15 protein-coding genes and 1 pseudogene are annotated in these 22,039 nt (G+C 63.9%); 7 read left to right on the top strand and 9 right to left on the bottom strand.

From position 1 onward, the window contains the following. Position 1 precedes the first annotated feature (1 nt). From FBY20_RS05280 to FBY20_RS05300, 5 genes are all read left to right on the top strand, one after another. A complete protein-coding gene (locus FBY20_RS05280) occupies positions 2 to 691 on the top strand; it encodes a glycosyltransferase family 2 protein (protein WP_056321515.1) in 690 nt (229 codons plus the stop codon). Beyond that, on the top strand, positions 688 to 1,020 hold the full coding sequence (locus FBY20_RS05285) for a DUF2304 domain-containing protein (protein ID WP_056321511.1): 333 nt from the start codon (positions 688 to 690) through the stop codon (positions 1,018 to 1,020). Before FBY20_RS05280 ends, FBY20_RS05285 begins: the two co-directional genes overlap by 4 nt. A 9-nt stretch (positions 1,021 to 1,029) precedes the next feature. After that, the gene (locus tag FBY20_RS05290) at positions 1,030 to 3,075 is read left to right on the top strand and encodes a hypothetical protein (protein ID WP_142050524.1); all 2,046 of its coding nucleotides are present in this window, start codon (positions 1,030 to 1,032) and stop codon (positions 3,073 to 3,075) included. A gap of 95 nt (positions 3,076 to 3,170) precedes the next feature. Further along, positions 3,171 to 5,114: a hypothetical protein gene (locus FBY20_RS05295; protein WP_142050527.1), complete on the top strand. Its 1,944-nt coding sequence runs from the start codon at positions 3,171 to 3,173 to the stop codon at positions 5,112 to 5,114. 121 nt (positions 5,115 to 5,235) lie between these two features. Beyond that, entirely contained in the window at positions 5,236 to 5,673 is a 438-nt protein-coding gene (locus tag FBY20_RS05300) for a universal stress protein (RefSeq protein ID WP_056321504.1), read from the top strand. Position 5,674: 1 nt separating this feature from the next. On the opposite strand, the gene FBY20_RS05305 is transcribed toward FBY20_RS05300, so the two are convergent. From FBY20_RS05305 to FBY20_RS05320, 4 genes are all read right to left on the bottom strand, one after another. Further along, on the bottom strand, positions 5,675 to 6,592 hold the full coding sequence (locus FBY20_RS05305; protein ID WP_056321501.1) for a hydroxymethylglutaryl-CoA lyase: 918 nt from the start codon (positions 6,590 to 6,592) through the stop codon (positions 5,675 to 5,677). 16 nt (positions 6,593 to 6,608) lie between these two features. After that, the gene (locus FBY20_RS05310) at positions 6,609 to 7,568 is read right to left on the bottom strand and encodes a tripartite tricarboxylate transporter substrate binding protein (protein WP_056321498.1); all 960 of its coding nucleotides are present in this window, start codon (positions 7,566 to 7,568) and stop codon (positions 6,609 to 6,611) included. A gap of 75 nt (positions 7,569 to 7,643) precedes the next feature. Beyond that, a complete protein-coding gene (locus FBY20_RS05315) occupies positions 7,644 to 8,852 on the bottom strand; it encodes a CaiB/BaiF CoA-transferase family protein (protein ID WP_056321496.1) in 1,209 nt (402 codons plus the stop codon). Positions 8,853 to 9,025: 173 nt separating this feature from the next. Further along, positions 9,026 to 9,940 carry a LysR family transcriptional regulator gene (locus tag FBY20_RS05320; protein WP_142050530.1) on the bottom strand — a complete coding sequence of 305 codons (915 nt, stop codon included), beginning with the start codon at positions 9,938 to 9,940 and terminating at the stop codon, positions 9,026 to 9,028. Positions 9,941 to 10,503: 563 nt separating this feature from the next. Here FBY20_RS05320 and FBY20_RS05325 point away from each other — a divergent pair. Next, positions 10,504 to 11,169, top strand: coding sequence for an SOS response-associated peptidase (locus FBY20_RS05325; RefSeq protein ID WP_056321492.1), 666 nt, complete (start codon positions 10,504 to 10,506; stop codon positions 11,167 to 11,169). A gap of 8 nt (positions 11,170 to 11,177) precedes the next feature. Here the strand turns inward: FBY20_RS05325 and tssM are convergent, their stop codons facing one another. The 5 genes from tssM to tssH all read right to left on the bottom strand — a co-directional run bounded on the left by tssM (position 11,178) and on the right by tssH (position 21,183). Then, positions 11,178 to 14,837, bottom strand: coding sequence for a type VI secretion system membrane subunit TssM (tssM, locus tag FBY20_RS05330; RefSeq protein WP_222119260.1), 3,660 nt, complete (start codon positions 14,835 to 14,837; stop codon positions 11,178 to 11,180). 66 nt (positions 14,838 to 14,903) lie between these two features. Continuing rightward, the gene (gene tssA / locus FBY20_RS05335; protein ID WP_142050537.1) at positions 14,904 to 16,358 is read right to left on the bottom strand and encodes a type VI secretion system protein TssA; all 1,455 of its coding nucleotides are present in this window, start codon (positions 16,356 to 16,358) and stop codon (positions 14,904 to 14,906) included. Beyond that, on the bottom strand, positions 16,346 to 17,035 hold the full coding sequence (vasI, locus tag FBY20_RS05340; RefSeq protein WP_222119261.1) for a type VI secretion system-associated protein VasI: 690 nt from the start codon (positions 17,033 to 17,035) through the stop codon (positions 16,346 to 16,348). Before vasI ends, tssA begins: the two co-directional genes overlap by 13 nt. Beyond that, complete coding sequence (locus FBY20_RS05345; protein ID WP_142050540.1) at positions 17,032 to 18,597, bottom strand: sigma 54-interacting transcriptional regulator; 1,566 nt, start codon at positions 18,595 to 18,597, stop codon at positions 17,032 to 17,034. The genes vasI and FBY20_RS05345 overlap by 4 nt, the downstream gene beginning before the upstream one ends. A gap of 9 nt (positions 18,598 to 18,606) precedes the next feature. Next, a complete protein-coding gene (gene tssH, locus FBY20_RS05350) occupies positions 18,607 to 21,183 on the bottom strand; it encodes a type VI secretion system ATPase TssH (RefSeq protein WP_142050543.1) in 2,577 nt (858 codons plus the stop codon). A 314-nt stretch (positions 21,184 to 21,497) separates the two neighbouring features. On the opposite strand from tssH, the pseudogene tssB reads away from it, so the two are divergent. Next, a pseudogene (gene tssB / locus FBY20_RS05355) lies at positions 21,498 to 22,004 on the top strand (type VI secretion system contractile sheath small subunit). Positions 22,005 to 22,039 lie beyond the last annotated feature (35 nt).

Raw genomic sequence — 22,039 nt, forward strand, 5'->3', positions numbered from 1 at the left:
CATGGCGACAAATTGCCAAGACAACGTATGGGTCGTGATTGCTGCATTCAACGAAGGCAGCGTCATCGCCAACACCATCGCGGGCGTGCTCCCGTATGTCGGGAACGTGGTCGTTTGCGATGACTGCTCGGCCGACGCGACCGCCCAAGCTGCCCTGGCCGCAGGCGCTCACGTCCTCTCGCATCCCATCAACCTCGGTCAGGGCGCCGCGCTGCAGACCGGGATCGAATATGCCCTGCGTCAGCAAGCCGATTACATCGTGACGTTTGACGCCGATGGCCAGCACGACGCCCGCGAAATCCTGCCCATGCTTGCCGCACTCAAGGCGAGCGGCGTCGATGCCGTTCTGGGCAGCCGGTTCTTGGGCACCAAAACCAATGTCCCGTTTTCCCGCAAGCTAGTGCTGACCAGCGCCCTGCTGTACACGCGCATCACTGCGCGAATTCGCCTGACCGATGTGCACAACGGTTTTCGCGCCCTGACCCGCAAATTCTGCGAAGAGTTCAAGTTCAAACAGAACCGGATGGCGCACGCATCAGAAATTCTCGAACATATCGCGTCCCATAAAGTGCGCTATATCGAGCACCCAGTGACGATCGCCTATACGGAATATTCCATCAGAAAGGGGCAGCGCAGCTCAAATGCCATCCGCATTCTGATGGAATTGCTGATGGGGAGAGTTTCCAAATGATTTTCAGCATCTTGCTCACCGCGGTATTTTTGTTCATGGCGGTTTACAGCTTTGCATTCATTCGGCCGACCTGGATCTGCATGTTGCTGTGTCTGTCTTATCTGGTGGGGATCTACTTCGTCTGGAATCCTGAGATCACCTCGGAGATCGCTCATTTCTTCGGCATCGGCCGGGGCCTGGACTTTTTCATCATTCTGCTCCTGGTAGCGATCATCAACGCGCTGATTCTTCTCGCACGCCACCTCAATTCCCAGCATCGCGCCATTACCAGTCTTGCACGCTATGTCGCGCTGCAAAACGCACGCGTTGGCCGCAAAACGTTGGACTGAACAACCGTCATGGCTACCAAGCAGTCAGCTTGGCAGCACGTCACCGCGGGTCATTGGCTGGCGGTGCTTGTGTCTGCAACGCTCATTTACCTGTCGTTGAACCTGGGGGCGTTGCAACCGGAATATCGCGTCTGGATATCGCCCTCCGCATCGCCGGAAGGCAGCGTCACCGTAGCGCTCTACGGCAACGACTTCGATTCCTATCTGTCGCGCGGAATTCTGACCGTGCCCGCAAACGGTTGGCAAATCACCCGAGGCTCGGACTCGACGGTCATGACGGCGCAGGCGCCCGCCGCCCCCATTGAAGTCGTGGCGCGGAACAACCCGGTCATTCTGACGTTTGTGCATCACGCCAACGGCGGTTCGGCCACGGTGAACAACGGCGCCGGCGACCGGCGCTTGATCGCCCTGCGCGCAGACAGGGAAACCTTGTCCACGTTAGTCATTGGCGGCGCCCTCTCTTCCGTTGCAGCCAGCAGCGAGCCCCCCCGCTTCGGCGTGACGATCCGGATCTTCGCCGCCGCGGCAATTCTGATCCTGCTGACGGCAATCACCTGGCAGATGACGCGGCCTGCCATCGCCGATGAAATGCCGCGGCCCAGCCCGCGACGGCTTGAAGTCGCATTCTGTGCACTGCCTTTTCTGATCACGTCGGGCGCAACCCTGATTGCCTTCCTGCCCGGCAACGTCAGCTACGACGGCTCGATCCAGTGGGTTCAGGCGGCCGGCCGCGGTGAATTGTTCGAGCCCCTGGGCTACCCCACCACGTATCTCATGCGCGCGTTCGCATGGATGAGCAGCTCTCCGTTGCCGTTGATTGCCATCCAGGCGGTTTTCGCAGCGTTTGGCATGGCGCTGGTTCTGCGCGAATTGCGCCACCGTGGATTGTCATTGCCTGCCAGTCTGGCGGTGGCCACGGCCCTCGCCATCACGCCGCAGTACTTCTCGTTCTTCACCAATCTGGGCAAGGACCCGCTCTGCGTGACGGGCATCCTGTTTTTTTCCTGGGCGGTGCTGAATCTGTTTCGCCAGACGAAGAAGCAGTTGCCGCCGTGGGGCGTTTTGGCCGCGGCTGTCGCCTCGGGATTGTTTGCGGGTCTGATGCGCAATAACGTCATGCCCGTCATTCTGGTGGCCCTGGCCGTCGCCCTGGCCTGGTTGTTCTGGCGCAGCCGCGCCTACCGTCTGCTCGCGGCCGGCGCGGTATTTCTCGTCGTCGCACTGGTTGTTCCCAAGGCACTCGCGGCGCTGGCGGCACAGGAGGTGGAGCAATACCAGCGGCCGGTCGAGCGGGTACGCATTCTGCCCAACGCCGACCTGCCGCTCGGCGTTTTCACCAACCTTTACCTCTATCATTTGTTCAGCGCCGCCATGGCCAACAACGTCGCCGTTTCGGACGACGAGGCGAAGCCCTTTTTCGCCATCATTCCGCGGGAGAAATGGAAGAATTACTCCTGCTACATGACAGACACGACCATGGCCAGTCTTGGCCAGAACATTCGCTTCACGCAAAGTGAATACAACGCGCACCTGCAGGCACATCAGCCGGCCATGGCGCGAACCGTGCTGCGCATCGTTCGGGACAACCCAAAACTTCTCTTTGACCGGCAAGCCTGCATAACCCGGGTGTTGTGGCAGATCGGCGTCGGAGACCGTCCCTTCCAAGCGACCGCGATGTTGGGATACGACGTCGTCGACAAGCGCTTCCTGCCACTTGCCGGAGAAAGTCGCACGCCTTGGCCCTCGCTGCGCCAGAACATCCAGGATTACGTGCAGTGGACAGAGAATCCCGGCTGGTTCTGGTTCTTCTGGAAGCCGGCGCTGCCGCTGGCCTTCGGCCTCTTTATCGTCGGGCTGTATCTCGCGCGTACCCGAGACGTAGGCGTGATGATGGTTGCCCTACTGCCCGTGCTGACCATTGTGCAATTGCTGCTGGTGATCCCGTTCCCGGCCTACCGATACGCCTACCCGGCGGTGTTGGTGCTGATGCTGCTGAGCGGGCTGGTTTTTTGCCGTCCACTCCCGCCATCCGGGCACACTAACTTTCTGAAGTAAGGAAGCACTGCCGCGTTATGCAGCCCAGGAGCGCTCTTTCACGGCGAAATGCGCCGCTTTGGATATGGCTGGCCAGCTTGCTGGCAGCAGTCGCAATGTTCCTATCCCTGGATCTGGCCTACGAACGTCCGGTCTATCGGCTTCAAGTCGCTCCCGCCACTGGCTACAGCGGATCGCTCAAGGTTGTTTTCTACGGCCTGCGGATTGATGCGCTCCGCAAGGACGACGCCATATCGGTTCCCGAGCAGGGATGGACGGAAACGCGCGCCCTAGACTCCGTCACATTCAGCGCCGAGGCGGGTGCGCCGCCCCTAGTGATAAGAACCGCGGATGAGCCCATCCTCTTTGGGTTGCTTCGCTATGCTCAGCCCAGCGCCGCCATCTTGAGCGATAGCGCGGGATACCGGAATCAGATCGAGCTGCAGAGCGCCACTGAATCTATCGTCCCCATCGAGGTCGGCGGCGTCAATTCCTTGGTGCCCTCCACCGCCACGCGAGCCGTTTTCGGCTTGCCTGCCCGCATCGGCATATTTGCGCTGATCTTGCTGGTTACTTCCGCCGTCGCCTTCCGTTTGATGACGGCTTCAGGAGTAGGATCCGCGGCCAAGCCGAAACGCCGAGAAACGCTGTGGCTGGCCCTTCCGCTTGCTCTGTCTACAGCCGCCACGCAGGTCAGCTTCTATCCAGCCAACGTGGGGTATGACGCTGCGCTCCAATGGGTACAGGCCGCCTTGGGCGGCGATCTTTCCGAGCCGCTTGGCTACGCCGCGACATACCTGATGCGGCTATTCACGTGGATAGACACATCACCCGCGTTGCTGGTGGCCGTGCAGGGCGTGTCTGCCGCGCTCGCGGTTGCGCTGGTTCTGCGTGAACTGCGCTTTCGCGGCGTCCCCCTCTGGTGCGCCGCTGCAGCGGCACTTATCCTGGCATTCACGCCGCAATACCCGCTCTTTTTCACCAATCTTGGCAAGGATGCCATCAGCGCAGTAGGCCTCCTCTTTTTCAGCTGGGCGCTCATGGCCGCCTTTCGCACGCAACGCGGCGCGCGCGTGCCGGCGTTCTTGTTGACCTCGATCGTCTGTTCGGCGCTGATGGCGAGTCTCATGCGCGGCAATGTCATGCCCGCCATCATGCTCGCGATGCTATTCGTCGTGATCTTGCTGTACCGCCGGCACACCGCGAACGGCGCAGTCGTGGCCGGCGTGGTCTTCGTGGCGCTGGCCATTGCAATACCCAACGCCCTGTCCATGCTGGCAAAGGCGGAGCGCCGAGCCTTCCTTGCTCAAAGCGGTGTTGAAGAAATACAAGATAGACCGCCGCGCCTGTTCGCCAACCTGTACATCTACCATCTATTTGCCGCGTCGGTCGCCAGTGGCGTTTCCATTGATGCAGAGGATTCCGCCCTTTTCTATCGATTGGCCCCTCGCGAAGCCTGGGCAGATTTCGATTGCTACATGACGGATACGACACAAACTTCGGTTTCGCAGAACATCCAGCTGGACAGGGAGGCGTATCTGGCGTTCCTATGGAATCACCAGCTTGATTTGGCCAAGGCTGTCGGCAGGATCTTGTTGGCACACCCAAAGATCCTGCTGGACAGGCAAATATGCATCACAAAAATGATCTGGCATACCGGCGTGGGCCAATTGCCATTTCAGACGACCGCCGCTTTGGGTTTCGATGATCAGGAAAGCAGATTTCTGCCCCTCGCCGGCCCGCATCGAAGTCTGATCCCCTCGCTGACCGAGGCCATCGAGCAATATAAGAGTCAGACGGAGACGGCAAGTTGGTTCTGGCTATTCTGGAAACCCGCCCTTCCGTTGCTTGCGGGATTTTTCATCGTGTTCATGTTTGTCGCGCGGACGCGAGACCCCGGAGTGCTGATGGCAGCCGTTGTGCCCGTTGCATCGATTCTCCTGCTGCTGATGGTGATACCGTTCCCCGCTTACCGCTACACGTATCCCGCAGTGTTGATGATGCTGTTGCTCAGCACGCTGGCGTTCGCCCGGCCGCAAGATGGATCCGCCGGCGCGTGACCTCTCGCCAATCCGGGATGTCACGACTTCCGAGCAGTAGTAGGATGGGACCTGCCGGTGCGCCTTTCTTGCTACACCTTTCCTTCAAGAAGGCGTCGCGCCTCATCCCCTGGAGGTTGCCATGTACAAGCACATACTCATCCCCATCGACGGATCCAGCCTGGCCAATTCCGGCCTGGAGCAAGCGCTTGCGCTTGCCCGCGAGTTGGGCGCCAGCGTCACGGTCCTGACCGTGTACAGCCCTTTCCAGATGCCTTCCATGGAAACCGTGCAGCTCGAAGGCATGCGCGGCGTCTACGAAAACCAGGCGCGCGAACTGGCCAGTTCCTACTTGTCCGAAGCCGCCGGCAAGGCAAGCACCACGGGGGTGGCCTGCGTCACGGAAATGCGCGAAAGCGAGTCGCCGTACCAGGTGATCGTGGACGTGGCCATGACGCGCAATTGCGACCTGATCGCCATGTCCTCGCACGGCCGCGGCGGCGTGGCCGCGCTGCTGCTGGGCAGCCAGACCCAGAAGGTGCTGGCGCACAGCACGCTTCCGGTGCTGGTGTATCGCTGAGCTACGCCGCCGCGTAGGTCTTGGGAATGCCAGCGGCGGCCACGCCGCTGCGCAGTCTTTCCTGCGGCAGTGAATCGGCCAGGAGCGGGCGCGCCGCCAGCAGGCGGGACAGGTCGACGCCGGTTCGAAAGCCCATGCTTTCCAGCATGAACACCAGATCTTCCGTGACGATGTTGCCCGACGCCCCCGGCGCGAACGGGCATCCCCCCAGTCCGCCCAGACAGGAATCGAAGGCGCGGATGCCTTCGTCCAGCCCCGCCAGCGCGTTGGCCAGACCCAACCCCATCGTGTCGTGCAGATGCAGCTTGGTCAGCCGTGCCCCCACCGCGTCCTGCGCGGCCCGCACTGCCTCGCGCACCCGCCCGGGGTGCGCATAGCCCACGGTATCGGCCAGGGCGATTTCGTCGGCGCCGGCCCGCGCCACGGCTTGCGCCACGTCCGCCACGCGCCGCACCGGCACCTCTCCTTCCATCGAACAACCGAACGCCGTGGCAACGGCCGCGTCGATGCGCATGGGCCGCGCCTGTGCGCGAACCCAGTCGACGATGGCGGCCAGCATGTCGACCTGCGCGTCGGTGCCCTTGCCGACGTTGGCGCGGCTATGCGTGTCGCTGACCGACACCGGAAACGCCAGCACATGCGCGCCCGCCTCATACGCCGCGATCGCGCCCTTCAGGTTGCAGGCCAGCGCACATACTGTCAGCCCATCGATCTTCAGGACCTCGGGCAGGATGTCGCCGGTGTCCGCCATCTGCGGCACGAGGCGTGGCGACACGAAGCTGCCCACCTCGATCTCTCGCAGGCCGGCGTCGGCCAACTGCCGGATCCAGCGCAACTTGTCGGCGCCCGCCATCATGCCGTTGGCCATCTGCAGTCCGTCGCGCGGCCCGACCTCGCAAAGCCTGACTTCCTGGTTCATATGCGTTCCCGTGATGCTATTGCTGAATGACGATGCCGGCGCTCTTGATGGTTTGCCGCGCCTTGCCGATGTCCGACTGGATCAGCGCCGCAAACTGCGCGCTGGACACCGGATCGGTCTCCAGTCCCTGTGCCGCCAGCGCGTCCTTCACGTCCTGCCGGGCAAGCAGCTTGTTGAAGTCGGTGTTCAAGCGCGCCACGATGGCGTCCGGCGTCTTGGCCGGGGCAAGCACGCCGTAGTAGGTCACCACGCTGAAATCCTTGTAGCCCAGCTCGGCCACGGTCGGCACGTCGGGCAAGGCGGGATTGCGCTTGGGCGAAGTCACCGCCAGCGCGCGCACCTTGCCGGACTTGATCAGCGTGGCCGCCGAGGAAATCGACGAACCCGCGAACTGCAAATGGCCGCCCATCAGGTCGGCTAACGCCGGGGCGGACCCTTTGTAGGGCACGTGCTGCATCTTGAAGCCGGCTTCGTGCTGCAGCATCTCCATGGCGATGTGCACGCCGCCGCCCGTGCCCGACGTGCCATACGAGATCTTGTTGGGTTCCTTCCTGGCCGCCTCGATCACCTCGGGCAGCGTCTTGTAGGGCGATCCCTCGGCCACCAGCAGCACCATCGGCGTGGTGGCCACCAGCGCCACGGGCGTCAGGTCCTTGACGGGGTCGTAGGCCACTTTCATCAGCAGCGGAATCAGCGTGACGTTGTCGGACTGGCCGATCACCAGGTCGTAGCCCTGCGCGGGCGACCGCGCGGCCTCCGCCAGGCCCAGCGCGGTGCCAGCACCAGGTTTGTTCTCGGGCACCACCGCCCAGCCGTTCAGCTCGTGCAGCTTGGTGCTCATCAGGCGGCCGATGTAGTCGGTGCCGCCGCCTGGCGTGGACGGGATGATGATGCGGATGGGCTTGCTGGGATAGTCCTGCGCGTTTGCAGCACATGCCACGGCCAATGCGGCCAGCGCAACGAGTTTGCGGATCATGGTTGTCTCCTCTTTGATGGATGTCTTGGCGGTCTGGCGCCGCCTCGACAGGGATCGGGCGCTACTGCCCGTCGTTCATGCAATCACTCCCGAAGCGCGCAACGCGTCGATGCGCGCGGCATCCAGCCCCAGACCCTGCAGGATCGCGTGAGTCTGCGCGCCCTGCGTGGGCGGATCGAACCGCTTGCCCGCCTTGCGGCCGTCGAACTCGATGGGCAGCGCGGCGGCCGAGATTTCGCCGCCGTCCGGCAGCCGCGTTTTCAAGAGCGCCCCGCCAGCGTTCAAGTGCGCATCGTCGAGCAGGTCGTGCGGCTGGCGGATCGGGCCATACGACAGGTTGGCCTCTTCCAGCGCGGCGCACAGGTCGTCGGTCTTCCAGGCCTTCAGGACCTCGCCCACGCCCGGCACCAGCCACGACCGCGCGGCTTCGCGATCGACGGCGGTCGCCAGGCGCGGGTCCGCGGCCCACTCGGGCGGCAGGAATTTCTGCGCGAAGTTGCGCCATTGCGCATCGCCCACCACCGCGACGAACACGCGGCCATCCGCCGTCTCGAAGACGTCGTACACGCCCCATGGCGGCTTGCGCTCCGCGCCCATGGGTTTGGGCGCCGTTCCCGTCAGCTGGAACTGCGCGATGAACTGCGCAACGAGTAGAAGATTGTTTTCAAAGAGCCCGGACCGGACATGGCGTCCGCGGCCCGTCGCGTGGCGGTCGTGCAGCGCGGCAAGCGCGCCCACCACCCCGAACGTGCCGCCCAGGATGTCGTTGACCGACGCCGCCACCCGCTGCGGCGTGTCCGCGCCGCCGTTGATGTAGGCCAGCCCGCCCATCATCTGCACCACCTCGTCCAGCGCCGTGCGGTGCTTGTAGGGACCGGACAGAAAGCCCTTGAGCGACACATAGATCAGCCCCGGGTTCTCGGCCGACAGCGATTCATAATCCAGTCCGTACTGCGCCAGGCTGCCATCGCGGAAGTTCTCCACGATCATGTCGGTCTGAAGCGCCAGCTTGCGCACGACCTCCTGCCCCTCCGGCGACTTCAAGTCGATCGCCAGGCTCTGCTTGTTGCGGTTGAAGACGGGAAAGTAGCCACTGCCGGATCCCTTCAGGCGGCGCGTGCGGTCGCCATCGATGGGTTCCACCTTGATGACGTCGGCGCCCAGGTCCGCCAGCGACAGGCCGGCGGCCGGCCCCATGATCATGTGGGACAGTTCCAGGACCTTGATGCCGCGCAGGGGCAGTTCGGTGCTGTCCATGAAGGGTGAAGCCGGTGCTGCTGTCATCTCGGGTTCCTCTTGCCAGCCTGTTCGATGGAAGCGCGGCGGCGGTCAGGGACACTCGCCCGCCGCCGCCCGCCTGCCTGCATGATCGCGGGCGGGCGGCCAGGGCGGGTAGCGGTCTTTCAGCACGGGGGCATTCTCGTTTGGGAACGTCCGGGTTACCCCTGAGACGCCCGTCAGCTGCCCAGCACGCCCAGATGCGCCAGCAGCGCACGGGCGGCCGGCGACAAGGCGTCCGGATCCCGCACCGCGACGCACAGCGGCGTGCTGGACCAGGGCCCCTCCAGCGGAATGAAGCGGATGTCCAGGTGCGCCAACCGCGCCTTCAGGTAATGCGGCACCACGGCCACGCCCATGCCGCGCGCCACCAGCAGGCAGATGGTCTCGTGCGAACTGACCCGCGCGCTGATGCGGCGCGTCATGCCCGCGTCGCGCGCGGCCTGGTCGAACACGCTGCTGATGCCGTTGTCCCGGTTCAGCTCGATCAATTCGAACGGCAGCAATTGCGCGTACCCCAGCGTCTCGCGATCGGCCAGCAGGTGCCGGCCGGGCACCACCGCCGCCAGTTCGCAATGGCCAAAGGGAAATACCTGCAGACCGTCATGGCCGAAGTCCGATCCCGCCGCCACGTCCGCCTGCCCTTCCAGCACGGCACGAAAGGCGGTCTGCGTGGTGTCCTCTTCCAACGAGATGTCGATCTGCGGGTTCGCGCGGCGAAAAGACTGGATCTGCGCCGGCAGGTCACCCGACAGGGCCGCGAAACTGACCGCGAGCCGGATATGCCCGCGCACCCCGGTCGCGAATCCCGCCATGTCGCGGTGCATGCGGTCCATGTCTTCCAGCACGCGGCGCACATGCGCGGCCAGCGCATCGCCCGCCGGCGTCGGCTGCACGCCCTTCACGCCGCGCTCGAGCAGCGGCACGCCAAACGCGTCCTCCATCTCCGACATGCGCTTGCTGACTGCGGACGGCACGATGTTTTCACGGGCGGCGGCGCGCGCCAGGCTGCCCTCTTCCAAAGCGGCCAGGAACAGGCGCAGGGAAACGGGGTCGATGTCGCGGGATGGCGGGGCGGGCGGACTGGGTTTCATGGCGCAAAGTGTCGTCCGGAGTCCGGGCCCGCAGGGATCGGGGTTTACCCGCGCGCGGCCGCGGCAACAATTCGCCGCCGCGCGCGCGGCCATGCGGTCTAGATGGTATAGTCTCGCCCGCTGCCGGCCCCAAGCGGACCGCGCATCGCCCGAGTGGTGAAATTGGTAGACACAAGGGACTTGAACAAATTTGAGCCCTTTGGAGGAAACTCCAAAGGTGTAGCCCGTCAAACTCGGTGAAGGCCCTGGACCCCGTCCGCGCTAATGCCGAGCCAAGCCCCGGTGGCCAACCGGGGAAGGTGTAGAGAGCAGACGGCGGGCACCTAAGGCCGGCAAGGCTATGGTGAAGGCGTGCTCCAGACCACGAACAGCAAGCCTGTGCTGGCGGCGAAAGCCGAAGTGGTAAGAAAATCCCTCGGCCTCGCGGCCGTACCGGTTCGATTCCGGTCTCGGGCACCACCCCTCGCATCACCCCCGCACTGGACAAACCGCGCACCGGCGCGGCAAGCTAGGACTTCGAGACGCGCTCCCAGCGCGCCGCCCGATAGTCCGGGGAGCCGTCCATGTGTTCGCACTATCAGACGTTGAAAGACGCCGAACTGCTGCTGCAAAAGTTCGGCGTGCGCCGCAAACCCGCCGCCATCGGCAAGTACGACATGTGGCCTCGTTATGAAGGGCTGTTCGTGCGCCGCCCGCCCGAACACGACGCGGGCGACGATGCCGTCCCGGAACGCGAGGCGGTCACCGGCCGCTGGGGCTTGATCAGCGCCATGACCCGCACGGGCGGCCTGGACCGCGCCAGCAAGCTGTCCACCTTCAACGCCCGCGCCGAGACGGCCGCCGCGTCCTATACCTTCGGCAACGCCTGGCGCCGCGCGCAACGCTGCATCATCCCCGCCGACGCGATCTTCGAACCCGACTGGACCTCCGGCAAGGCCGTGGCCACCCGCTTCACCCGCGCCGACGGCAAGCCCATGGGCATCGCAGGACTGTGGGACAGGTATCGCGATGCGGCGGGGCAATGGCACGAGACCTACACCATGCTCACCATCAACGCCGACCTCGATCCCCTGTTCAGCCGCTACCACCAACCCGGCACGGAAAAGCGCATGGTGGTGATCCTGCCTGAGGGCGCATACGGCGAATGGCTGACCGCCGCAGCGGAGCGAAGCCGCGAAATGCTGGTCCCGTTTCCGGCGGAACAGCTGACGGCCACGCCGCTGGGTTGAGCGCCAACTCAGCGCTTGAGCGATGCGGACCTTCCGTTGGCCTCCCGGGCATTCACGACGGCAACGGCCTTCCCCTTGCGCGGCAGGTCCGCCAACAGGGTCCGAGGCAGCGCGAATCCCTCGAAGAGCGCGTGTGTGAATGGATTGTGGGACTTTTCAGCAGATACCCGGTAACGCATCGCACCATCGCTGGCGCTGAAGCTCAGGTCCACGCTGGTCGCGTTGGCGCTGTCCAGCCGGGCCTGGCTCAACAGACGGAACAACGACCAAGGCCCCCGATACGCAAGCGTGCTGCTGGTGCCGTTGCTGCGCACCAATGTGACGCGGCTTTCCGTGTTGGCGCCCAAGCTGTTGGGCCAGATCAGCACGACGCTGTTGGCCGCCCCATGGCTGTAGGAGATCAACTGGCCCTCCACGCTCAGAACGCTGCTTCGCCGCGTTGCCGCCAGTCCCAAGGGCTCCACGCTGAACTGAACGCTCAACGCCCCCCGGCTATTGAAAAACGCATCCTGGATCCGGTTTGCGGCTTCCAGCTGTTCAAGGACGTCCATGCGCACCAGATAGCCTCCGTGCCGCTCGGAATGCAACGCCTCGAGGTTGTCTTCCAGAAACAGCTTCAGGTATTGCTCCTTGAATTGGGCCAGCCGTCCTTGCGGCCCAAACATGGCGGTGAAATCCTCGAGCGACGCGTCGGTCCGGCCCGCCGGATTGAACGGATAGCGGTTGGCCAAACGTTCGTCGTAAAAGCGATAGACCTCGGTATTCCAGCGCCGTTCCAGCTCTTTGAGCGCCTCGATCACGAGAACCTGCGACGATTCATCCGCCAGCTTTTTCACCTGCCGGTTGAGCGGCTCCGGCATACCCGCGGCAATGCGCTGAAGGTTGCCGATGGGATCCTCGCCCTTCAGCGTGAATCGCTCCAGCACCACGCTGAGGGCCGCCTTGCCCGGGTCCGGGCTGTCCTGCACGCTCTTCACAACGTCATGGACCCGAGCCACGGCAGCGATGCTCTCGTCCAGATACGAAGGTTTAAGTTCCGTTGCGCGCAGCACATCGGTCAATGGACGGAAGGGACGCGCGATGGCGGCAATCTGCTGGTCCTTGGCCACGCGGGCGGGAGTTGCCCCCTCGGCATCCGGCTTGTCCTGCGGTATGCGCGCATCCAAAGGATGCAGGCTGGTGTTGTCGCGTACCGTCTCCACCAGCCGCCGCAAGGGGGCTGCAGGGCTGATGACGCTGCCCAGCACGCTCACCGCCTGGGCAATGTCGTCAAAGTCAGCCACTTCCAGACGATTCAAGCTGCGCTGCCACGTGTCGATGTAGTCGCGGTTGTAGATCGCGCGAACCCGGATGGCGAGCGCCTGTTTGTCGGCTTCGGAATACTCGATGCGCGCGCGCTCGCCCAACGTCCATTGATCGATGAGCGCCAGGTCGGTGAAGTCCTCGCTGCGCGGCTCAAAGTACCTCTGGTAACCGCGCGCGGTAAGCAGGGCGGCGATTCGCGTATCCGGACCGGCGGCGTTGCCGGCGTCCGCGGTCCGGTAAACGATGTCGAAAGCGGGACCGACCTCATTGCGCAGGTCCAGCGGCGATTGCAAGGCCTTGCCGGCCTGCTCACGCATGCTCATGTATACGCGCTGAGGCATGGGGACCTGCCGCAGCCGGGCCTGGATCTGCGCCACGCGGTCGCGATGCGCCGGCAGATCGGTGCGGGCGTACTTCATGGCATAGGCCAGATGGCGCATCAGCCCGTTCTGCACATCCCCGTCGCCCGGAAACGCCGCCTGCCATCGTGTGCTCATCCAATCCTGCACGACGGGCGCGCGGCGATTGTCGATATCCTCGATCATCCGGTAAACGCGCAGCGCCGCCAACTGCTCGTCGCTGCCGGCCGGCGCCGCATTGACGGCTTGCATTATCCCCCCGGCCAGTTCGGGCAGAAACCGCCGCGACAGCAGCTGCAGGTACGCTTCATCCACCTTAGGGCCGATCTTGCGGCCTTGGTACAGCCCCAGGTCCGACACCACCGGCCATGCTTCGCGATAGTCGCCAAACACCGAAACCGCGCTACGGATCTGGTCCAGCGGCGCCAGCAAGTTTCGGCCCGTCGGATCAGCGCTGCCATCAATCTGGAAAGCACTGAAGTCCCGGCTGCGCTCCAGCACCCGCGTCGCAAGCTCGCGATTGATGTCGTAGTAGCGATACCAGCCACCGATCAACACAAGGCTGCCCAGCGCCGCCACGGCGAATCCCAACCGCAAAACGCGACGCTTGGCGGCCAGCACCTTCAGGTTGTCGCCAGCCAGACCTGCTTCGGGATAGATGATGCGCTGGAAGACCCGCTGCGCAAAATAGACCACGGAGTGGCCGGCCGGTTGGGTGTCCGCCAGCGGTTCTGCCAGTCCATATGATTGCGACGCAGCATTGATGAAGGCGTTGCAGAGCAATCCTTGCTGATAGACGGAAGAAAAGTACACACCACGCGGCAGCGCCGGCGTCGTGTAGCGATCGCTGCCCAGCACCTCTGCCAGAAAGCCCAGCAGCACGGGGCGCATGCCGGCCAGTTGGCCGACAAGTGAAAACAGCGCTTCCCGGGTTTCCAATGCGTTGGCATCCGCCAGCGCGTCGAACACGCGTTCGTTCAACCGGGCGATGAAGCCGTCATAGCGGCTAGCCAGTTCCTCGAGCCATGCGTCGTACTGCTTCACGGAATCAAGCGTGAACGTGAACCCGAAGATCTCTTCGCGCACCGCGCGCGGCAGGCGTGAGAAAAACGGCTCGAATCCAGCCAACAGATCGAACTTGCTCAACACCACATACAGCGGCGGGCGCGTACCCAGGTGCCGGCTCAGTTCGCTCAGGCGCGTTCGCAAAAGGATCGCCAGCGCCTTGCGGTCGCTCGCCTTCTGGTTCAGCAATGTCACCAGATCGACCATCAGCACCACGCCATTGAGCGGCCGCCGGCTGCGGTTGCGGCCAAGCCAGTCGATAAGGCCTTCCCACAGGCGCCCGTGCAGGCCGGCGGGCCAGTGCTTGCCAGGCTTGGCGGCACCGTCGGCGCGGGCGTCCTGGCCCAATTCCCCGTTTGCAGGGGCCTCCTCGTCTGCCGTTTCGATCTGGCTGATCAGCTCCCCAGGCGGGTCGATCAACACTGCCTCGCCGCCCATCCACCAATCGATGCCATAGGCCAGGTCCGGATCTGCCGGCGCGCGCACGCTGCCCGACTTGATCTCCCCCGTCAGCGAAAATCGCTGACCCGACCGGTTGATGAAGCTGGTCTTGCCCGAGTTCTGTTGTCCCAGAACCAGATACCAGGGCAGCGCGTACAGGGCATTGCGGCCGTCCAGATTGGCCCGCAAGGCAGCAAGACTCGCGTCGAGCGCACGCTCCTGCGCCTGGACGAACCGCAATGCCGGGTCCTCCTGTCGTTGCCCCGCCTGCTCGCGTTCGGTCTCCAGCCGACGGTTGCGTCGGCGCAACGCGGCCAGCCAAACGATCAGCGGCAACATCAGGACCGCGAGCATGGCCAGCAGTCTGGCCGGCGCCTCGTCCAGCGGACGGCGGCCGTTCCAGCTTAGCGAGGGGCCAAGCCACCAGATTCCGATCAACACGAACAGCACGCCCAACAGCACCAGCACCGGCATCGCACTCTTGAACTGGCGCAGCACCGGCCCGCCAAATCGCTTGAAATACGCCCAGATTCTCGACATCGCGTTTCCTTCTAAAACCCAGCTTTAACGTTGTGGTTCTTCCGCGCCCGATCGGGCCGGCACGTATTGGCTCAGTGGGCCGAACAGCTCCGGCTCCCACTGACTGGCAGGCGTGTCCTGCATGAGCCGTCCGACGCCCGCATACAGGTCTTGCGCAAGCCATGACAGCCCGCGCACGGCAAGCATCTCCGCCGCGATGACGCGGGCGTGCCCCCGCTGTCTCGGCGTGGCGTCCTCGCCCTGTAATTCCTGCAGGCGCCGCAAAACGGCTTCCACGCCATCGCTTGCAAGCTGTGCCGACAATTCCTCTCGCAAGACGCGGAACTCCAACGTGGCAGGCTGCGCGGCGATTTCCGCATCTGCGCCGCTCAGCCAACCCAGCGTCTCGGCGTCCACGAAAGGGCGGCCATCGTTGAACTGCAAGTCGACCAAAACCGGAATGCGGCGCACGAATCGCTCGGTCGACGAACGGATCGCCGACGCCACTTCCTTCATTTCCAACCGCCGCGCGATGCTGGCGGCCAGAAAGCTCCCGCGGATCCAATACGGCGACGCCACCACGCTTTTCTCGACACGCTGGAGCAGCGCCGGCGTGACCGTGTTGGCGGTCAGTGCCTCGCCATACCCGTGTGCAATGTCGTTGGGCACCGCCATCAGTTCCGTGCGCATCTCCTTTCGCACGGGCGGCGCCGCGTGCAGATGCGCCCACAACGCAAAGCGGCGAAGCTGATAGCCGGCCGGATCGTAAGCATCTTGCTGATTGATGAAGTCGGCCACGCTCAACAAAGAGCGCCGGCTCTCGCGTTCGTCTCCCTGCTTCAACGCCTCGCCGGGCACGTTGAAGAAGGCCTCGCTGATGGCCTGGCCGCCTTGCTGCCCCAAGGCGGGCACGGCGGCGGCCGGCTCCGGATACCGCAGCTGCTCCACGCGTCGGGCGAATTGCGCTTCCAACCGCGTCAGCATGGCAACGTCCAGCTTTGCCGCAGCCGCCTGCGCCTGCAGCGCATCAAGCGCCTTGGAGGCAAACTCCTGGTGTTGCCGGGCGTCGTCCTGCGCTCGCAAGCCCCCCAACGCCGCGCCCAGCCGCTCGACCTGCAACGCGACGAACCGGCGCTTGCCCAGGAATCCGGTCGGGCCGGGCTTGGGAAAGCCTGCCTCCCAATAGCGCTCGACCATGCCGGCCAGTACATGGGCAGCCTCAGCCCAAGTTCGCCAGGAACCGGCCCGCAATCGGGCCGCGATCAGATGCCCTGCCACGCGAAAGTGCTTGCACTGCGACGCCAGATACTGGCGCGACGCCTCGTCGACATAAGCCCAGTCCAGCCGCGGCTCATGCAGGCCGCCCAGCTTGACCATCTCATGGTCGATGCCTTGGAACGTCTCATCTTCCTCATCGAAGCAGCCAGCCGGACTGGCGGCATCCAGCGGCGCAAGCAACGCTTCCAGGTCCAGCGCGGGGTAGTCGATCACCAATGACATGCCTCCCGTTGCTGCGCGATCAGCCCGGTCAACCCAGCCGCGTCAAACATCAGTCCGTGAACGACGGCGTAATCGCTCTCGACGCGCAGCCGGCCACCCGTGACAAACTGGCGCAGCAGGTCGATGGCCACGAGTCCCCGCCCGGCGTCGACCACGTTGCCCGGCTCGATTACCTGCCACGTCCGAGACGCCGACAATGGCCGTTCGTCGATAAACAGCCGAATGCGGATCTGGTTGCGATCCGCAGGTGCTGGCAAGAGCAGTTGAAGCCGCGAGATATTGGCGATGCAACTGAGGGCGAGATAGACGGAGTCGGCCGCGCCGTCAAGCGCTGGCGCCGAGATGAAGATCTGCGTCTGCCCGGGCGTGGCATCTTCCTGGCGAGAAACAAGAAACGTGTTGTCGCCCTCGCTTCGCTGCGCCTCGTTCCGGCGGATCAGGTCAACCAGGGCGGACGGGCGCGGCACGACGGATGTCGCTGCGGGAACGACTATGGAGGGCGAATCAACTGCCGGCATTGGCTCTGGCAGCGTGCCGGCGATGCGATCAAAGCACGCGAGCCGCTGCAGCCCTGACACGATCGCCGTGCAATCGCTCGTGGAAGGAATGGGCGGCGTCTCCGCATGGCAAGTCGCAGCCGCCAGCATCAGAAGGCAAAAGGTGTTCGGAGATTTCATCGGGAAGAGTCCTCGCGGTCCAGGTTCCAGGCCTGGCATCGGCGTGCCAGCGTGCGCTTGGGAATGCCCAGGCTCTGCGCCGCCCGGCTGCGCGAACCTTGCAGTGATTGCAGGCGTGCGGTGACGAGCAGGCGTTCGAAGGTATGAACCGCATGCGGCAAGTTGTCGGTGTGAAGCAGGCCATGCAGATGGCGATGCACCTGATCGGCGCATTCGAGGGCGTTGCCGCCAGCCTCCGGTTGATGCAGGTGCTGCAGGCCGATCGCCGCGCCGGCGCCGGCCCGCTCGGCGGCAACCAGCAACATGCTGCGCAGTTCTCGCACGTTGCCGGGAAAGGGATGGCTCTCCAGGAACGCCAGCGCGCGTGCCTCCAGCTCCTGCACATGGGTGCGTTGCTCGCGGTTGTGCCTGAGGATCATGTGCGACGCCAGCGCGGCAATGTCGTCTGGCCGGTCGCGCAGCGCGGGCAGATGAAGCGTCTGCTGGCGAATCCGAAAATAAAGGTCTTCGCGGAATCGTCCCTCCTGGATCAACTGCGCCAGGGGCTGATGCGTCGCGCAGATCAGCCGAAAGTCCGAGGCGTGCTCCCGATCGCCTCCAAGGGGCCGATACTTCTTTTCGTTGAGCAACCGTAGCAAGGCGGCCTGCAGGGCAAGCGGCATGTCGCCGATCTCATCCAGGAACAGCGTCCCGCCATCGGCCTGCGCCACCAACCCTGCGCGCGCGTGCGTCGCGCCGGTGAAGGCCCCGCGCACATTGCCGAACAGCTCGGCCTCGATCAGGTCCTTGGGAATCGCGGCGCAATTCACCGGCACGAACTTTCCTCCGCGCGGTGACGCCTGATGGATCAACCAGGCGGCGTGGTCCTTGCCCGTTCCCGTTTCACCCGTCAACAGCACGGCGAGCGTGGAGTCGGCAAAGCGCAGGATGTCCTCCCGAACCTGCCTGGCCGCAGGGCTGACGCCGATGAATTCCGCTGCCAGCAAGCGCGCCGTGCGAACGCCGCGGCGCTCCTCCTGCGGCTGGCGCAAGCTGTTCTGGTAGCGCGCGTTTTCGGACGCGCTCATCTGCGCACACAGGCGCGCCGCCAGAAGCTCATGGGTCTGCAGCAACAATTGCCACAGCGGATCGGCACGCCAGGTCTGCAGGCGGCGCGCATCGCCAGCCAATACCAGCACGGAGGCGACATGCTGGCGACTGTCGCGCTGCGGCAGCGCAAGCAACGCGCTTTGCGGTCCCAAGCACTGCGTCAGGCGTTCAAATCCGGCGCCCACCGCGACCAGCGCCGACAGGCGCTCCACAAAACATGGCTGGCCCGCCGTCAGGCTATAGACGACCGGATCGTCCAGCGCCTCAAGGTCTATCGCCGGAAACGGTTCTGTTTCCGGGGGGACGCTGGCGAGTGGCAGCAACTGATCTCCCGCCGCATCGCGCACGTACACACAGGCGGCGCGCAAACTTGCGAATCGGGTGAGAGCGGACAGGAAAACAACCGCCAGCGCCCGCGGATTGGGGGCCATGGCCAGATTCCTGGCGATCTCGGCCACGTCATGCGCGTTCATCGCCGCGCCTCAGTCCAGACTGGCCGTGAAAGCGCTGCATTGCCACTGCAATCTCGCGTTGCCAAACGGCGCGCCGGTCGCCAGGCGCTGCAAGACCGCCAGGGACAACGGCGGGAGCAGTTCGCCGTCAATGTTCGCGTCCAGCAATCGGGCGCCGTTCGCGTGGCGGTTGCAGCGCCGCCGCAACTCAGCCCGTGCCTCTATATCGATGTCCAGCACGGCGTCATAGCGCGTGCGGAATTGGGCTTGAAGCCGCGCCAACCGTGCATCGACAATCTCTCCCAGCACGGCTTCGTCCAGGTAGCGGTACGGAACGACCTGCATGCGGGCAAGCAGCGCGGGCTTGAAAAAGGCCAACAGCCGCTGGCGCAGCGCTTCGTCAGTCAAATCCGCCAGCTCACCGCCCTGCTCGTCGAAGCCTAGATTCGACGTCAGGATGAACAGCACGTTCCTGCAGTCGATCTGTCTCCTTTCCCCATCGGCTAGCTCGCCCTTGTCGAAAGCCTGGTAGAAAATGTTCAGCACTTCGGGATGGGCCTTCTCCACCTCGTCCAACAGCACCACGGCGTACGGTTGCCGGCGGATCGCTTCGGTCAGCACACCGCCTTCACCGTAGCCGACATAGCCCGGCGGTGCGCCCAGCAGGCGGGACACGGTGTGCTTTTCCTGAAATTCGGACATGTTGATGACGGTGAGGAAATGCTTGCCGCCGAACAGCACCTCAGCCAGCACGAGCGCCGTCTCGGTCTTGCCGACACCGCTGGGACCGGCAAGCAGAAAAGCGCCCAGCGGGGTGCCGGGTCGTCGCAGATCCGCCATCGCGGTGAGCAAGTGCCTGTGCACGCGGTCTATCGCCGCTTCCTGGCCCTTGACGCGCTCGCGAAGCAACATCGGCAGTTGCGCCAGACGTTCCGTCTGGCTGCTGTCCAGAGTGGTCACCGGAATTCCGGTCCAGTCCGCAATGACTTGCGCGATCTGCTCCCGTCCAACATCCGCATGCAGCAGCGCGCCGCCGCGCTGCAATTCGGCCAGCTCGGCGACCGCCGAGGCGAGGTCCGCATCCTCTTGGACGGACGCGCTTTCGCCTTGGCCGCTTCTCAAGGCCAGAATATCGTCGACCAGTTGCCTTTGGCTTGTCCAGGACGCCTGAACGTGTCCGGCCCGCCGCTGCTCGTCGCCTGACATTTCCTCCAAGGCCGCCAATCGTGCAGGATTGGCTTTTTTCCCTGCCCGCGCGTCGCGCCGCAGCAAGGCTGACTCCGCCTCGATCTGAGTCTGCTCCTGCATCAGATTTGCCAGTTTGCGAGGTGGCTCGGCCAACGCGGTGGCCACGCGAGCGCAGGCCGTGTCCAGGACGTCGATTGCCTTGTCAGGCAATTGACGTCCCGACAGATAGCGCGCCGACAATGCGACTGCTGCCTGCAGGGCGTCATCGCCGATATAGACGCCGTGCGCCTCCTCATAGGTCTGGCGCAGGCCGCGCAGGATGTGAACGGCGCTTTCGGCGCTGGGTTCGTTTACCTTGACCAGTTGGAAGCGGCGCGCAAGGGCCGGGTCCCTCTCGAAGTATTTCTTATATTCCGACCACGTCGTGGCGGCGATGGTGCGCAGTTCGCCGCGCGCCAGCGCGGGCTTGAGGAGATTGGCTGCATCACCACTTCCTGCTGCATTACCGGCGCCGATCAGCGTGTGCGCTTCGTCGATGAACAGAATGACCGGCCGCGCCGACGACCTGACTTCGTCAATGACCGCCTTCAGCCGCTTTTCGAATTCACCCTTGACGGACGCACCGGCCTGCAGCGCGCCCAAGTCCAACACCCAGATCGCAACCTGTTGCAGCGCTTCGGGCACGCGCCCCTCGGCGATGCGTAGCGCCAGCCCCTCGATGACGGCACTTTTCCCGACCCCGGCGTCTCCCACCACGATGGGATTGTTTTTCCGGCGGCGCGACAGAATGTCGATCACCAGGTCGATCTCCGCGTCGCGGCAAAGCACCGGATCTATGCGTCCCTCGCGCGCCTGAGCAGTGAGGTCATGGCCGAACCGGCCCAGCGCGCTGTCGTCACTGTTTGGGGCGAGCAGCGATGCCGCCGCGCCGACCTGGGCGGGTGTTTCCGACGAATCCGCCAGCACCACGCCGAAATTCTTGCGCAGCGCTTCGCGATTGACGCTCTCGAAGTACGAGACCGCCGCCAGGGGCAGATACCGCGGCGCATTGAGCAGGGCCGCAAGGAGCAGGCTGCCTCCCCGAATCTCCGTCTGCCCCAACTCCAACGATCCGAGCAGCCAGGCTTCCTGAAGCAACTCGATCAGCAGCGGAGAAAAGGTTGGGTATTGCTCCGTGCTCTCGGCCTGATACGACGCGCGCCCGGACATGACGGCGCGCGCCCCATCCACGTCCAGCGCGACGTGCCGCAATAACAACCTGACGTCGCCCAGCGGCTGGTCCAGGAGCTTGGACATCACCAGTGCAACAGTCACCTCGGCGCCTCGCTGGCTGATGCACAAGCTGGCGGCTTCTTCCAGAGCCTGACGGCAGGCAGGGTTCAAGCGCTGAATAACTGCGGGCAAATCAATTCTGATCATGGATCGCACTCGGCCGACTCGATGTCGTTATTTATCTTCAAGGCCCAAACACACTCCGCAAATGCAGCCATTAATAACGGAGATTATCTGAAACCCACAAAAATACGCGGCAAGAATATGCGAGGAACAACAAATTAAACAAGCATTTATTTTTCGAATTCTTATTATTCTGCGAACTCGATAACCCCCTTAGGATCACCGAAATCAGTATTTCAAAAACCAAACTGATTAATTACAAAACACCAACCGTCACCGCCCGGCTTAATCAGGGCCTTCCAAATCCGTTGCTTCCGCGTTAATAACCAGGAACTTTCATGGCTACAAAATCGGCTTCCGTCGCCCCACAAGAACGTATCAACATCAAATACGTGCCCGCGACGGGTGATCAGCAGACAGAAATGGAATTGCCCCTCAAGCTGCTCGTCACGGGCGATTTCAAGGGACATGGGGAAGAAGCCGCGCTGGAAGACCGCCCGCTGGTCCGCGTCGACAAGGACAACTTCGACGAGGTGATGGCGGGCGCCGGACTGTAACTGGCCATGCAGGTGCCCACTCGACTCGGCGATGGCCAAGAGGACGACACCCTGAGCGTGGGCCTGCAATTCAAGGGCATCCAGGATTTCACGCCGGATGCCATCGCCCGGCAGGTGCCCGAACTGAACAAGCTGCTGGAGCTCAGAGAGGCGCTCGTGGCGCTCAAGGGGCCACTGGGCAACGTGCCCGCGTTCCGCAAGCAATTGCAATCGCTGCTGGCCGACGACAAGGCGCGCAGCGCATTGGCCAAGGAACTGGACCTCGTGCTGGACACGTCCGCATCCTGATCCCCCACCCATCACCTACTGCCCACAGGTTTACA

The organism is Achromobacter sp. SLBN-14 (assembly GCF_006715415.1).
GTDB lineage: Bacteria > Pseudomonadota > Gammaproteobacteria > Burkholderiales > Burkholderiaceae_B > Achromobacter > Achromobacter mucicolens.

Excerpts from the sequence above, each read along its gene's own strand:
- FBY20_RS05300 (WP_056321504.1), top strand. The coding sequence starts at position 5,236 with ATGTACAAGCACATACTCATCCCCATCGACGGATCCAGCCTGGCCAAT.
- vasI (WP_222119261.1), bottom strand. The coding sequence starts at position 17,035 with ATGAAATCTCCGAACACCTTTTGCCTTCTGATGCTGGCGGCTGCGACT.
- FBY20_RS05345 (WP_142050540.1), bottom strand. The coding sequence starts at position 18,597 with ATGAACGCGCATGACGTGGCCGAGATCGCCAGGAATCTGGCCATGGCC.
- FBY20_RS05325 (WP_056321492.1), top strand. The coding sequence starts at position 10,504 with ATGTGTTCGCACTATCAGACGTTGAAAGACGCCGAACTGCTGCTGCAA.
- FBY20_RS05280 (WP_056321515.1), top strand. The coding sequence starts at position 2 with ATGGCGACAAATTGCCAAGACAACGTATGGGTCGTGATTGCTGCATTC.
- FBY20_RS05285 (WP_056321511.1), top strand. The coding sequence starts at position 688 with ATGATTTTCAGCATCTTGCTCACCGCGGTATTTTTGTTCATGGCGGTT.
- FBY20_RS05310 (WP_056321498.1), bottom strand. The coding sequence starts at position 7,568 with ATGATCCGCAAACTCGTTGCGCTGGCCGCATTGGCCGTGGCATGTGCT.
- FBY20_RS05290 (WP_142050524.1), top strand. The coding sequence starts at position 1,030 with ATGGCTACCAAGCAGTCAGCTTGGCAGCACGTCACCGCGGGTCATTGG.
- tssA (WP_142050537.1), bottom strand. The coding sequence starts at position 16,358 with ATGTCATTGGTGATCGACTACCCCGCGCTGGACCTGGAAGCGTTGCTT.
- FBY20_RS05320 (WP_142050530.1), bottom strand. The coding sequence starts at position 9,940 with ATGAAACCCAGTCCGCCCGCCCCGCCATCCCGCGACATCGACCCCGTT.
- FBY20_RS05305 (WP_056321501.1), bottom strand. The coding sequence starts at position 6,592 with ATGAACCAGGAAGTCAGGCTTTGCGAGGTCGGGCCGCGCGACGGACTG.
- FBY20_RS05295 (WP_142050527.1), top strand. The coding sequence starts at position 3,171 with ATGTTCCTATCCCTGGATCTGGCCTACGAACGTCCGGTCTATCGGCTT.
- FBY20_RS05315 (WP_056321496.1), bottom strand. The coding sequence starts at position 8,852 with ATGACAGCAGCACCGGCTTCACCCTTCATGGACAGCACCGAACTGCCC.
- tssH (WP_142050543.1), bottom strand. The coding sequence starts at position 21,183 with ATGATCAGAATTGATTTGCCCGCAGTTATTCAGCGCTTGAACCCTGCC.